At 71.4% G+C, this 12,898-nt stretch carries 11 protein-coding genes; 4 read left to right on the plus strand and 7 right to left on the minus strand.

Annotated features, from left to right (window positions below):
• The first annotated feature begins 182 nt into the window (after window positions 1-182).
• Both ilvD and KIK06_RS14715 read left to right on the plus strand, forming a co-directional pair.
• Window positions 183-2,045, plus strand: coding sequence for a dihydroxy-acid dehydratase (gene ilvD / locus KIK06_RS14710; RefSeq protein WP_083924308.1), 1,863 nt, complete (start codon window positions 183-185; stop codon window positions 2,043-2,045).
• 110 nt (window positions 2,046-2,155) lie between these two features.
• Complete coding sequence (locus KIK06_RS14715) at window positions 2,156-3,115, plus strand: IS481 family transposase (protein ID WP_268643050.1); 960 nt, start codon at window positions 2,156-2,158, stop codon at window positions 3,113-3,115.
• Window positions 3,116-3,195: 80 nt separating this feature from the next.
• On the opposite strand, the gene KIK06_RS14720 is transcribed toward KIK06_RS14715, so the two are convergent.
• Together KIK06_RS14720 and KIK06_RS14725 are read right to left on the minus strand one after the other, a co-directional pair.
• Window positions 3,196-3,402 carry an FmdB family zinc ribbon protein gene (locus KIK06_RS14720; RefSeq protein ID WP_017600918.1) on the minus strand — a complete coding sequence of 69 codons (207 nt, stop codon included), beginning with the start codon at window positions 3,400-3,402 and terminating at the stop codon, window positions 3,196-3,198.
• A 163-nt stretch (window positions 3,403-3,565) separates the two neighbouring features.
• The gene (locus KIK06_RS14725; protein ID WP_017600919.1) at window positions 3,566-4,066 is read right to left on the minus strand and encodes an HNH endonuclease; all 501 of its coding nucleotides are present in this window, start codon (window positions 4,064-4,066) and stop codon (window positions 3,566-3,568) included.
• A gap of 379 nt (window positions 4,067-4,445) precedes the next feature.
• Between KIK06_RS14725 and KIK06_RS14730 the strand changes: the two genes are divergently transcribed.
• Both KIK06_RS14730 and KIK06_RS14735 read left to right on the plus strand, forming a co-directional pair.
• Window positions 4,446-6,542, plus strand: a complete 2,097-nt coding sequence (locus KIK06_RS14730; protein ID WP_268643560.1) for a prolyl oligopeptidase family serine peptidase — start codon at window positions 4,446-4,448, stop codon at window positions 6,540-6,542.
• A 133-nt stretch (window positions 6,543-6,675) separates the two neighbouring features.
• Complete coding sequence (locus KIK06_RS14735; protein ID WP_017600921.1) at window positions 6,676-7,119, plus strand: acyl-CoA thioesterase; 444 nt, start codon at window positions 6,676-6,678, stop codon at window positions 7,117-7,119.
• A gap of 28 nt (window positions 7,120-7,147) precedes the next feature.
• Here KIK06_RS14735 and KIK06_RS14740 read toward each other — a convergent pair whose 3' ends face one another.
• The 5 genes from KIK06_RS14740 to KIK06_RS14760 all read right to left on the minus strand — a co-directional run bounded on the left by KIK06_RS14740 (window position 7,148) and on the right by KIK06_RS14760 (window position 12,741).
• Window positions 7,148-7,672 carry a globin gene (locus KIK06_RS14740; protein ID WP_026128012.1) on the minus strand — a complete coding sequence of 175 codons (525 nt, stop codon included), beginning with the start codon at window positions 7,670-7,672 and terminating at the stop codon, window positions 7,148-7,150.
• Window positions 7,673-7,770: 98 nt separating this feature from the next.
• Window positions 7,771-8,535, minus strand: coding sequence for an arginase family protein (locus tag KIK06_RS14745; protein WP_268643562.1), 765 nt, complete (start codon window positions 8,533-8,535; stop codon window positions 7,771-7,773).
• Between the two features lie 128 nt (window positions 8,536-8,663).
• On the minus strand, window positions 8,664-10,328 hold the full coding sequence (gene ettA, locus KIK06_RS14750; protein WP_017600924.1) for an energy-dependent translational throttle protein EttA: 1,665 nt from the start codon (window positions 10,326-10,328) through the stop codon (window positions 8,664-8,666).
• 335 nt (window positions 10,329-10,663) lie between these two features.
• Window positions 10,664-11,380, minus strand: a complete 717-nt coding sequence (locus KIK06_RS14755) for a hypothetical protein (protein WP_268643564.1) — start codon at window positions 11,378-11,380, stop codon at window positions 10,664-10,666.
• A 152-nt stretch (window positions 11,381-11,532) separates the two neighbouring features.
• Window positions 11,533-12,741, minus strand: coding sequence for a DUF4192 domain-containing protein (locus KIK06_RS14760; protein WP_268643565.1), 1,209 nt, complete (start codon window positions 12,739-12,741; stop codon window positions 11,533-11,535).
• Window positions 12,742-12,898 lie beyond the last annotated feature (157 nt).

Raw genomic sequence — 12,898 nt, forward strand, 5'->3', positions numbered from 1 at the left:
TCCCCCCGGGCCCTTTCGCGTGTCCACACCCCCACCAGCGCACCCGATCCGCCGCGCCGCGATCGCCCACCCACCCACAATCTCACGATACGGACAGCCCGTCTTTGACTGCGAGACCGCACCACCGCTTCGGGGCGACTACCATCGAGGGGAAACACCCGGAACCGATGGGAGCCCACCCCATGCCCGCGCTACGCTCACGCACGGTCACACACGGCAGGAACATGGCAGGCGCACGCGCCCTCATGCGCGCCACCGGCGTAGAGCGCGAGGACTTCGGCAAGCCCATCGTGGCCGTGGCCAACAGCTTCACCGAGTTCGTCCCCGGACACGTCCACCTGCGCCAGGTCGCCGACGTGGTCGCCGGCGCGATCCGCGAGGCGGGCGGGGTGCCGCGCGAGTTCAACTCCATCGCCGTCGACGACGGCATCGCCATGGGCCACAGCGGCATGCTCTACTCGCTGCCCAGCCGCGAACTCATCGCCGACTCGGTCGAGTACATGGTCAACGCGCACTGCGCGGACGCCCTGGTGTGCGTCTCCAACTGCGACAAGATCACGCCCGGGATGCTGCTGGCCGCGCTGCGGCTCAACATCCCCACCGTCTTCGTCTCCGGCGGCCCCATGGAGGCGGGCAAGGTCACCGTGGTCGACGGCACCGCCACCACGGTCCGCAAGCTCGACCTGATCAACCCGATGATCGCCTCGGCCGACGAGAGCGTCTCCCAGGCGGAACTGGACGAGATGGAGGAGGCGGCCTGCCCGACCTGCGGGTCGTGCTCGGGCATGTTCACCGCCAACTCGATGAACTGCCTGACCGAGGCGATGGGTCTGGCCCTGCCCGGCAACGGCACCGTGCTGGCCACCCACACCGCGCGCCGCGCCCTGTACGAGGACGCCGGACGCCTGGTCGTCGAGGCCGCCAAGCGCTACTACGAGGACGACGACGCCTCCGTCCTGCCGCTGTCCATCGCCACCCCGGCCGCCTTCGGCAACGCCATGGCCCTGGACGTGGCCATGGGCGGCTCCACCAACACGATCCTGCACCTGCTGGCCGCCGCGACGGAGGCGGGGGTCGACTTCGGCCTCACCGAGATCGACGCGGTCTCCCGCCGCGTGCCGTGCCTTTGCAAGGTCGCTCCGAACACGGAGAAGTACCACATCGAGGACGTCCACCGCGCGGGCGGCATCCCCGCCATCCTGGGCGAGCTGGCCCGGGGCGGCCTTCTGGACACCTCCCTGCCCACCGTGCACGGCAAGACCGTCGGCGAGTTCATCGCCGAGTGGGACGTCGCCACCGACACCGTCAGCGACGAGGCCGTGGAGCTGTTCCACGCCGCCCCCGGCGGGAGGCGCACCACCAAGGCCTACTCGCAGAGCACCCGCTGGGACAGTCTGGACACCGACCGCGAGAAGGGCTGCGTCCGGTCCGTGCCGCACGCCTACACCAAGGACGGCGGACTGGCGGTGCTCTTCGGCAACCTCGCCCCCGACGGCGCGATCGTCAAGACCGCCGGTGTGGAGGAGGAGCTGTGGACCTTCTCCGGCCCCGCGAAGGTGTTCGAGTCCCAGGAGGACGCGGTCGAGGGCATCCTCACCAAGCAGATCGAGCCCGGCGACGTGGTCGTCATCCGCTACGAGGGCCCCAAGGGCGGCCCGGGCATGCAGGAGATGCTGTACCCGACGAGCTTCCTCAAGGGCCGCGGCCTGGGCAAGGCGTGCGCGCTCATCACCGACGGCCGCTTCTCCGGCGGCACCTCGGGGCTGTCCATCGGACACGCCTCGCCGGAGGCCGCCGCCGGGGGCGACATCGCCCTGGTCGAGGACGGCGACGTCATCAGCATCGACATCCCGAACCGCGGCATCGTGCTGGAGGTCGCCGAGGACGAGCTCAGCGCCCGCCGGGAGCGACTGCTCAAGGAGCTGGGCCGCTTCCAACCGCGCGACCGCCAGCGCCCGGTGACGGCGGCGCTGCGCGCCTACGCGGCCATGGCCACCTCCGCCTCGACCGGTGCGGCGCGCGACGTCTCACAGATCGAACGCTAGGTGTATTGACCACGGAGGTTGGTAACACCCACCCCGGCTGACACACGACAAGAGGGCCTTCGGTAACGGTGTGGATTGCGACGTCTACACCAAGCACCAGAAGGCCCTCGATGCCCCACGCTACCCACACCAACGCCAAACTCACACCCACCGGACGCCTGGCCCTGGCCCGCTGTGTCGTCGAGGACGGCTGGCCCCTGCGACGGGCCGCCGAACGCTTCCAGGTCAGCACCACCACCGCCAGGCGGTGGGCCACCCGCTACCGGATGCTGGGCCAGGCGGGCATGCACGACGCCTCCAGCCGCCCCCACCACTCGCCCCGACGCACCCCCACCCGCCGCGAACGCCGCGTCATCAAACTCCGCCTCACCCGCCGATGGGGACCCGCCCGCATCGGCGGACACCTTCGCATGCACGCCTCGACCGTGCACCGGATCCTGACCCGCTACCACTGTGCCCGTCTGGCCCACACCGACCGAGCCACCGGACGGGCGGTGCGCCGCTACGAACGGGCCCGGCCCGGCGAGCTGGTGCACGTGGACATCAAGAAACTCGGCAACATCCCCACCGGCGGCGGCCACAAGACCCTGGGGCGCGCTCAGGGCCGCAAACACCGCTCCAAGGTCGGGTACGCCTACATCCACAACGCCGTGGACGACCACACCAGGTTGGCCTACAGCGAGATCCTGGCCGACGAGAGGAAGGAGACCGCGACCAGCTTCTGGGAACGCGCGCATGCCTACTTCGCGTCGGTCGGCATCACGGTGGAGCGGGTGCTGACCGACAACGGGGCCTGCTACAAGTCCCACGCCTGGCGCGATGTGCTCGCCGACCAGAAGATCAAGCACAAGCGCACCCGCCCCTACCGGCCCCAGACCAACGGCAAGGTCGAGCGGTTCAACCGCATCCTGGTCGAGGAGTGGGCCTACGCCCGCCCCTACACCAGCGAGGCCGAGCGGCGGGAGGCGTTCGGGCAGTGGTTGCATCACTACAATCACCACCGGTTCCACACCGCACTCGGCGGCCCTCCCGCCTCCCGTGTTCCTAACCTCTCAGGTCAGTACAGCTAGGCGGCGCCCGTCCCGGTCCCGCGCGGGACCGTGGTCGGGTGCCCCCGAACCATCAGCCCCTGACGGTGACCGCCCCCAGGTCAGGAGCAGCAGCCGCCCCCGCAGCACCCTCCGCCACCGGAGGGCGCGGGGGCGGCGGCACGTCCGCCCACGGCCACGGTCGACAGCAGGCGCACGGTGTCGTCGTGGCCGCGCGGACAGTCGGCGGGATCGCTCGCGCGGGCCATCGGGCGCGAGACCTCGAAGGTGGTGCCGCACTCGCGGCAGCGGAAGTCGTATCTGGGCATGCGGTCAGAATACGGCCCCTCGCCCGCCGAACGGATGCGGCGGCCGGCCCCGGGGCCGCGCCTCCCGCGCGACCGCCCTCCGCCCCGCCCGGACACGGGCGGGGCGGAGGGCGAGGGGGTACCGCGGGGCCGGACGGGGACGCGTGGCCCCGGCCCCGGGGCGTCAGGCCGCCAGGTGGGCCATGTAGGGCTCCCACTGGGGGTCGCCGTGCAGGTCACCGTTGATCAGCCGCCAGTGCGGACCCTTGGGCACCTTGGGGGTGATGTGCAGTTCCCATCCGAGCTCGTCCAGGAACTTGTCGGCCTTGCGGTGGTTGCACGGCTTGCACGCCGCCACCACGTTCTCCCACACGTGCGCCCCGCCGCGGCTGCGCGGGATGACGTGGTCGATCGTCTCGGCCTTCTTCCCGCAGTAACCGCAGGTGTGCCGGTCCCGCCGCATGAGGGCCACCCGCGTCAGCGGCACCCTGCGCCCGTACGGAACACTGATGTAACGTCTGAGCCGGATGACCGACGGCACGTTGTACGACCGCGTGGCCGAGTGGAGCACCGCCCCGGCCTCGTCTCCGTGCACCACCTCCGCCTTCTCCCGCAGAACGAGCAGGATCGCCCTGCGCAGGGGAAGGGTCGTCAGTGGTTCGAAGCTGGCGTTGAGCAGCAGCACGTGTCGGCGGGCGGTCGGTGGGCCGCCCTCCCGGCCGCTTCGGGCGCTCATCGCTTCGCCCCGGCCGCCGCGTACAGCGGCCGTGTCTCTTCCCCGGCCAGCCGATAGGCCAGCCAGGAAACCTCCCTGTGCACCGATCCGAGGATCGGTGGTTCCGTTCGCCTTGCCACACGGACCTCCCGGTGGTTTCCGCCGAGCTCGCGTCCCGCATTCAGTTTGCGTGGTCAGACCGCTTCAGCGCCACCCCAATTTTCGGCAGGACGCCCGGAAAGCGCGTATCGCCGCTTTCCTCCACTCATTGTGCGCCGCCCACACCGCGTTTCACGGTGCCGCCGCGCCGAACACCGGGCGTGAGATATGGGTGGATAGGGTGCGAAGTATGCGTGAACTTCGCTACCCGCCGGCAGAGCGGCTGGACATCGTCGACAACCTGCACGAACACACGGTCGCCGACCCCTACCGATGGTTGGAGGACCCCCAGACCGCCGCGACCAAGGAGTGGTCCGCCGCCCAGGACACCCTCTACTCCACGGCCTCCTCCGGGTTCGGCGCGCGCGACTGGTTCGGTGAGCGGGTCCGGTCGCTCATGGGCGCCGGGCACGTCGGCGCTCCCGTGTGGCGGGGCGAGCGCCGATTCTTCTCCCGTCGCACGGCCGACCAGGAACACGGAGTCCTCCACGTCCAGGACGGCGACGGCCCCGAACGCGTCCTGATCGACCCCGGAGCCCTGGACCCGAGCGGACTGACCACCCTCGACTCCTGGAAGCCCGACCGTTCCGGACGGCTGCTGGCCCACCAGCTCTCGGAGGGGGGCGACGAGGAGTCGGCCCTGCGGATCATGGACGTCGACACCGGTGAGACCGTCGACGGACCGATCGACCGCACACGCTACAGCCCGATCGCCTGGCTGCCCGACTCCTCGGCCTTCTACTACGTACGGCGGCTGCCCGCCGACCAGGTCCCCGAGGGCGAGGAGGGCTACCACCGGCGCGTCTACCTGCACCGGCTGGGCACCCCCACCGACCAGGACGTCCTCATCTTCGGCCAGGACCGCGACAAGACCGAGTACTTCAGCGTCACCGTGAGCCGCGACGGGCGCTGGCTGATCCTGCTGGCGGTCCGCGGCACCTCCTCGGCCACCGACATGTGGATCGCCGACCTGTCCGAGGGCGGCCCGGGCGCGCCCCGGCTCGTACCCATCCAGGAGGGCGTGGACGCCGCCCTGTCCGCACACGTGGGCCGGGACGGACGCCTGTACCTGTACACCGACCGCGACGCCCCGCGCGGACGCGTGTGCGTGGCCGACCCCACCACCCCCGGTGCCGAGCACTGGACCACCCTGGTCGCGGAGGATCCCGAGGCGGTCCTGGAGGACTTCGCGATCCTGGACGGACCGGAGATGGAGCGGCCCGAGATCCTGGTCGGCTGGAGCCGCCACGCGATCAGCGAGGTCACCCGCCACGACCTGGCCACCGGCGAACGACTCGGCGAACTGGAGATGCCGGGCCTGGGCTCCATCGGCGCGCTCATGGAACGGCCGGAGGGCGGCCACGAGGCCTGGTTCGGCTACACCGACAGCACCCGCCCGTCATCGGTGTACCGCTACGACGCCCGCGGCGGCGCCGTGTCGCACTGGGCGGACGCGCCCGGACGGATCAGCGACCTGCCGGACGTGCGCACCGAGCTGGTGACGTACACGTCCAAGGACGGAACCCCGGTGCGCATGCTCGTGGTCTCGCCCGCCGAACCCGCGGACGGTCCCCGGCCGACCATCCTGTACGGGTACGGCGGCTTCCGCATCTCCCTGACCCCCTCCTACTCGGCGTCGACCCTGGCCTGGGTGCGGGCCGGAGGCGTGTACGCCACCGCCAACCTGCGCGGCGGACTGGAGGAGGGCGAGGAGTGGCACCGCGGCGGGATGCTCGCCAACAAGCAGAACGTGTTCGACGACTGCGCCGCGGCCGCCGAGCACCTGGTCGCGACGGGGGTCACCACTCCCGAACGGCTCGCGATCATGGGCGGGAGCAACGGCGGGCTGCTGGTCGGCGCGATGGTCACCCAGCGCCCCGACCTGTTCGCCGCCGCGGTGTGCTCGGCCCCGCTGCTGGACATGGTGCGCTACGAGGGCTTCGGTCTGGGCCAGCTGTGGAACGTGGAGTACGGCAGCGCCGACGAACCCGAGGAACTGGGGTGGCTGCTGGGGTACTCGCCCTACCACAACGTCCGTGAGGGCACCCGCTACCCGGCGACGTTGTTCACCGTGTTCGACAACGACACCCGGGTGGACCCCATGCACGCCCGCAAGCTGTGCGCGTTGATGCAGTGGGCCACCTCCGCGTCCCCGCAGGAGCGTCCGGTCCTGCTGCGGCGCGAGTCGGAGGTCGGCCACAGCTCTCGCTCGGTGAGCCGGAGCGTGGCGCTCAGCGCCGAACAGCTGGCCTTCCTCGCCCACCATCTGGGGGCGTCGGTGGCCTGACCGGCGGCTTCGGCCGTCGTGGGGAGATCCACGACACACGCCAGGAGCCCGGTCAGTGGAGCGGTCTCCCGGGGGGATTGGGACAATCGGTGAAGTCCGCCCCCCAGGAGCCGCCCACGAGAGGAACCAGGACGTGACACAGATCGAGACCGCGGGCAACGGGACCGAGACCCTGCCGCAGCGGCACGTCCACCTGGCCCAGGTCCGCTACGCCGACCTCGACCCCCAGCACCACGTCAACAACGTGCGGATGCTCACCTACCTGGAGGACGCCCGGATCTCGTTCATGCGCTACGGCGGCATGGTCGAGGAGGGCGAAGAGGTCTTCGGCGCCATGGTCGTGGCCCGCCAGGAGGCGGACTACGTGGCGCCGCTGCTGCCCAGGAAGGACCCTGTGCGGGTGGAGCTGTGGGTGACCGAGGTCCGCAACGCCAGTTGCACGCTGGCCTACGAGATCCGCGACGACACGACCGTGTACCTGCGCGCCAAGACGGTGCTGGTCGGGTTCGACGTGCCCACGCAGAGCGCCCGGCGGCTCAACGGCACCGAGCGTGCCTTCCTCGCCCAGTACTCCTGAGCGAAGGGGTGCCGGGCCGCCCGGTCCCCTACTTCAGGGAGATGGAGACGGTCTCGCCCCCGTCGTCGTCGCGTCCCTCCTTCGAGGCCACCGACAACGACGTCGGGTCGGCCACCGCCGGAGCCGTGGCCTCCTCCGGGACGTTGACCATGCTGTGCGCCGCCATGACCATGTACTCCCACATCTGCCGGTCGAGGACCTCGTGCAGTTCCAGGGAGTCCATCGCCGCGCGCATGAGCTCCAGCCAGCGGTCACGCTCGGCGGCGCCGATGCGGAACGGGAAGTGGCGCATCCGCAGCCGCGGGTGGCCGCGCTGTTCGTTGTACGTGCGTGGACCGCCCCAGTACTGGATGAGGAACAGGCGCAGGCGCTCCTCGGCCGGGCCGAGGTCCTCCTCCGGGTACATGGGCCGCAGCAGGGGGTCGGCGGCAACGCCCTCGTAGAAGCGGCGGACCAGGCGGGTGAAGGTCTCCTCCCCGCCCACGGCCTCGTAGAACGTCGTTCGCACCGGCCCCTCGCCCTGGTTCTGGTGATCATCTCGCGCGGAAGTCATCGCCCACCAGGGTATGCGACATCCCCGGCTCCGGTCTGGGGGTCGAGGCGATGGGAATATCCCCGGCCCGGTCCGCCCGATCGCGGCTCTCCCCGCCCTCAGACGCCGCCCCGCAGGAGAGCGGCGAGCAGTCGGGCCCGGACGCCGCCGGGCAGGTCCTCGTCGCGGTCCGGCCGCCAGGTGCATCCGACACTCACGGCGGCCACGCGGCCGGTGTCCCGAATCCGGCCGACGGCCTCGACGACGGCGTCGGCGCTCGGCCCGCCGGGCGTGGGGAAGAGCATCCCTGGTACTTCGTCGGGGTCGATGACGTCCAGGTCCACGTGGAGCAGGAGCGGCCCGTCGGGGAGGTCCTCGGGTCCGACGTCGGCGACGGCCCGCTGCCGGACGGCCGACCCGCGCAGGTACTCGGCCTCGGGCGGGTCCAGGTCGCGTCCGTCCACCAGGAGGAGGCGTTCCTCGGGGATCCGCCGCAGACCGAGGCCGTCGGTCGCGGGGGCGGGCCGGTATCCGGCCAGCACGCGCAGCGGGATCCCGCCCGCGTAGCCGGAGGCGCTGGTCTCCATGGTCTGGACGTCGCCGTGCGCGTCGAACCACACGGCGGACGGATCCACGCCCGCCCTCTGCAGTCCGGCGGCGGTCCCGAGCGCGACCATGCAGTCACCGGACAGGACCGTGGGGCACCGACCGGCCCGGACGTGGTCCGCGACGCGTTCGGCGACGGCCTCGTGCAGGACCGCCATGCGGCTCCACACGTCGGCGTCCGGCAACCGCGCGATCACCCTCTCCGTGTGCCCGCGCCACGGAGGCCGGAAGTCGGGCAGGTACTCGTCGAGGTGGTAGGGCACCCACAGAATCGTCATGACGGGACGATAGCGACATCCCCGTCGGTCGGTACACCGGGTTTCCCCGTCCCCGCGGGTCCGCGGTACGCGCAGGGCCCCGCGGACCAGGCCGGAACCGGTCCGCGGGGCCTTGCGCGCGACGGGTGTCAGTCGCGGGTGAGCTTGCGGTGCGTGACCGCGTGCGGGCGCGCGGCCTCCGGGCCCAGGCGCTCGATCTTGTTCTTCTCGTAGGACTCGAAGTTGCCCTCGAACCAGAACCAGTTGGCGTCGCCCTCCCACGCGAGGATGTGCGTGGCGACGCGGTCCAGGAACCACCGGTCGTGGGAGGTGATCACGGCGCAGCCGGGGAAGTCCAGCAGCGCGTTCTCCAGCGACCCGAGGGTCTCCACGTCCAGGTCGTTGGTGGGCTCGTCCAGGAGCAGGAGGTTGCCGCCCTGCTTGAGGGTGAGCGCCAGGTTGACGCGGTTGCGCTCACCACCGGAGAGCACGCCGGAGGGCTTTTGCTGGTCCGAACCCTTGAAGCCGAACGCGGCGACGTAGGCGCGGCTGGGGATCTCGACCTTGCCGACCTCGATGAAGGTCTCGCCGTCGGAGATGGTCTCCCAGACGTTCTTGGTGTCGTCGATCCGGCCGCGGTACTGGTCGACGTAGGAGATGTCGACGGTCTCACCGACGTTGATCTTGCCCTCGTCGGGGGTCTCCTCGCCGACGATCATCTTGAACAGGGTCGTCTTACCGACACCGTTGGGGCCGATGACGCCGACGATGCCGTTGGGCGGGAGCGAGAAGCTCAGGTCCTCGATCAGGACGCGGTCGTCGAAGCCCTTGGTGAGGTTCTTGACCTCCACGACCGTGTTGCCCAGGCGCGGACCCGGCGGGATCTGGATCTCCTCGAAGTCCAGCTTGCGGGTCTTGTCGGCCTCGGCCGCCATCTCCTCGTAGCGCTGGAGGCGGGCCTTGCTCTTGGTCTGGCGGGCCTTGGCGTTGGAGCGGACCCACTCCAGCTCGTCCTTGAGGCGCTTGGACCGCTTGGCGTCCTTTTGCCCCTCGACCTTCAGACGGGCCTGCTTGGTCTCCAGGTAGGTGCTGTAGTTGCCCTCGTAGGGGTAGAACTGGCCGCGGTCCAGCTCCAGGATCCACGTGGCGACGTGGTCGAGGAAGTACCGGTCGTGGGTGATCGCGACGATGGTGCCGGGGTACTTGGCCAGGTGCTGCTCCAACCAGTTCACGCTCTCGGCGTCGAGGTGGTTGGTGGGCTCGTCAAGGAGCAGCAGGTCGGGCGCCTCCAGCAGCAGCTTGCACAGGGCGACGCGGCGCTTCTCACCACCGGACAGCTGGGTGACGGAGGCGTCCCCGGGCGGGCAGCGCAGGGCGTCCATGGCCTGGGCGAGCTGACTGTCCAGGTCCCAGGCGTTTCGGTGGTCGAGCTGCTCCTGGAGCTTGCCCATCTCCTCCAACAGGTCGTCGGAGTAGTCGGTCGCCATCTTCTCGGCGATCTCGTTGAAGCGGGTCAGCATCGCCTTGGTCTCGGCGACCCCGTCCTCGACGTTCTCCAGAACGGTCTTGTCGGGGTCGAGGCGGGGCTCCTGGGCGAGCAGGCCGACGGTGAAGCCGGGCATCAGACGCGCCTCACCGTTGGACGGCTGCTCGATGCCGGCCAGGATCTTCAGCAGCGTCGACTTACCCGCACCGTTGGGCCCCACGACGCCGATCTTGGCCCCGGGCAGGAACGACCCCGAGACGTTGTCAAGGACGACCTTGTCGCCGTGCGCCTTGCGCACGTTTTGCATGGTGTAGATGTACTCCGGCATGTCTTCCAGACTAGGGTGTCGGCGCCTGTGCCGAGACCTGTCCGGATGCCGCTGCACGGCGGTTCTCCGGGGCTCGGCGGGTCACGCACTGGAACGCCTCGCACGGGCCCGATCTTCCCGTCGGAGCGATGCGCGTGCGCGACCTCCACCCGGCGACCGGGTGGGGAGCTCGTCGCCGGTCCACGCCCCCGTCACTCCCCCAGGGTGTCGGTCACCCGTTTGCCGCGCTCGCCCTCGGTGGTCGTGAAGCTGTCGACCGCCTCACCGTGGCGGGTCCTGGCGACGTAGTCCAGTCGGGCGCCTCGACGGCCCGTCGACCGTGCCGTCCCCGTGGCTCAGGGCGTCAGTGCCGCACTCACCCGGGACAACCGCTCCGGCGACCACGCGAAGTGGTTCCCGGGATTGCGGGACGACCAGCCTCCGTCGTTGGTTCGCGAACCGTCCTCGGTCGTGGTCCACCGCACGGGACCCCACGGCCCCTGGCGTTCCAGGAGGGCGGCCGCGAGCGCGTCGGGATCCTCCACACCGGTCCGGGACCGCAGCGCCGCCGCCAGGCGTTCGGCGGCCCCGTCGGGCACGGCGGAGTCCCCGAACGCGGGCAACAGCAGGAGCAGGCGGCTGTCCGGGTCATCGGTGCTGCCGCCGGGGAGGGTGTCGGCGGCGGCGACCAGCTCCGGCCAGGACAGCCCGGGACCCATGAAGTGCCCGTCGACACAGGCGAGCGGTTCGGCCCGGTCCCACCCCGGGCCGTGCAGGAGGAAGTCGGTTCCCGGGTCGTCGTCCCCGGTGCGGTGGACGACGTACAGACGACCACCGGTCAGCGGAACGGTGAACGTCGGCCAGCCCCCGTTCTCGTGTAGACGCTGGTGGAAGTCGTCCGCGGCGTCGGCGTCCGCGCCGAACAGCAGCTCCTCGGTCTCCTCGTCCTCCACCATGGAGTACAGGTGCCCCAGCCAGAACAGGGGCTGGTCGACAAGTTCGGGACGGTGGGTCAAGGGATCGTCGTCGTAGCCGGGTGGCCGGTCCGGGTGCGAGCTCGCGTTGTCCGCCATGCGGCCCAGCATGCCACCCGCCGGTGACACCGCCGGGGGCGGGCAGCGCGGGAACCCGGCGGCGCGGAGACCCGGCGACGTATCAGCCGAGGACGGCCGTCACCGTCCAAGGACCCGGAACCTCCGTGAAGCGGACCGCGGCGCCCGCGCGGTCAGCCACCCTCACCCCAGTCCTCCTTCCCCTCCGCCCACCGGGGCGCGGCCTCCCGCCACCGGCGCACCGGCAGCCCCCAGGCCAGGGCCCGGTTCATGAGCAGCGCCATCGAGTACCCGGGATCCGCGGTCAGGGCGACGTCGAGGGCGGCCGACGCCAGCGCGCGGTCGTCTCCCTGCCAGGCCGCCACCGCCAGCAGTGCGGCCGGAGCCGCCCGCAGGCGTTCGGGAACGTGCCGCGTGACCCGGCTCCAGAGCCGCTGGTGCGCCTCAGCGCTCGTGGCGGTGATCCTGGCCCACACCTCGTCCCGTACGCGCGTCTGTGTCAGGTACACGCCCAGCGCGGCCAACCCCTCCGGATCGGTGACCCCCTCCGACCGGTACTCCGCGCGGACCGCGGCGCGGACTTCGGGCAGCCCGAGATCGACGAGGGCGTCGGAGCCGCGGACCACCCGCTCCCGAACCCGTGCCGCCACCTCCTCCGCCGCGGCGGCCACCACCGTGCCGACGGAACCGGGGACCGGTTCGAGGAGGGAGCGCACCCGCGCGGCGTCGGTCGCGGCCGTGTGGAACGGCCTCAGGGGCGCGATCCCGCGCAGGACGGCGTCGGCGGGGGCGGTGGACCGGTCCACGTCGACCACCGTGCCCTCGGGCGGACAGCAGGAGGGGTCGGAGCAGGTGTAGGACCAGTAGCGGCCACCGGTGACCCGGAGCGCGTCCAGGACGGTGATCCCGCGCTCCCGCGCCGCCGCCAGCAGACCGTCGACGTGCGCAGTGACCGACCCCGGCGGCCCGAACGCCACGATCAGCAACGTGTCACAGCGTTCCGCGGCGACGTGGTCGACGGCCGGGGGCGCGCTCCGCGACCCCGGAGGTGTCCCGTCACCGTCCAGGTCCGCGCGCAGAACCGCGCGCACACGCCCGTCCCGGAGCGCCAGGACCACGATCCCCGGGTCGGGCGGATCGCCCGCGAGGTAGGGCAGGGCGGCGATCACGTCGGTCGGGGTGGTGAGCCTGAGCGCGCCGAGGGGGCCGTCTGGCGGGCCGGTCGCCGTGTTGGCGGGAGGACGGGGCGGGGGGACGGGGGTGGGCTCGTCCCCGAGGCGGGAGGGGTCGGCGTCGTGCCCAGCGGCGCCGTGGCGGTCGGGATCGCCGTGGCGGTCGGGGTTGAAGGGATCTACCGGGTGTCCGTGGTGATCGAAGCGCATGGTTCAACGGTGCGTGACCGATCTGTGACGCGCAATGGGCATCCGGGGCTTGTGGACAACCCGCCCGCGCGGGCCCGCGAACGCCTGGCGGCCCCGGATCACCGCCGACCACGGCCCGCGCACCGACGCGGACCCGGGCCGTGCGAACCGCACGGGG

The sequence above is a fragment of the Nocardiopsis sp. EMB25 genome (genome assembly GCF_026797795.1).
Classification (GTDB): domain Bacteria; phylum Actinomycetota; class Actinomycetes; order Streptosporangiales; family Streptosporangiaceae; genus Nocardiopsis; species Nocardiopsis lucentensis.

Bases quoted from the DNA above. Each gene is read 5' to 3' on its own strand.
- KIK06_RS14745 (WP_268643562.1), bottom strand. From the start codon at position 8,535: ATGACGATTCTGTGGGTGCCCTACCACCTCGACGAGTACCTGCCCGAC.
- KIK06_RS14760 (WP_268643565.1), bottom strand. From the start codon at position 12,741: ATGCGCTTCGATCACCACGGACACCCGGTAGATCCCTTCAACCCCGAC.
- ilvD (WP_083924308.1), top strand. From the start codon at position 183: ATGCCCGCGCTACGCTCACGCACGGTCACACACGGCAGGAACATGGCA.
- KIK06_RS14740 (WP_026128012.1), bottom strand. From the start codon at position 7,672: ATGACTTCCGCGCGAGATGATCACCAGAACCAGGGCGAGGGGCCGGTG.
- KIK06_RS14755 (WP_268643564.1), bottom strand. From the start codon at position 11,380: ATGGCGGACAACGCGAGCTCGCACCCGGACCGGCCACCCGGCTACGAC.
- KIK06_RS14720 (WP_017600918.1), bottom strand. From the start codon at position 3,402: ATGCCCAGATACGACTTCCGCTGCCGCGAGTGCGGCACCACCTTCGAG.
- KIK06_RS14715 (WP_268643050.1), top strand. From the start codon at position 2,156: ATGCCCCACGCTACCCACACCAACGCCAAACTCACACCCACCGGACGC.
- ettA (WP_017600924.1), bottom strand. From the start codon at position 10,328: ATGCCGGAGTACATCTACACCATGCAAAACGTGCGCAAGGCGCACGGC.
- KIK06_RS14730 (WP_268643560.1), top strand. From the start codon at position 4,446: ATGCGTGAACTTCGCTACCCGCCGGCAGAGCGGCTGGACATCGTCGAC.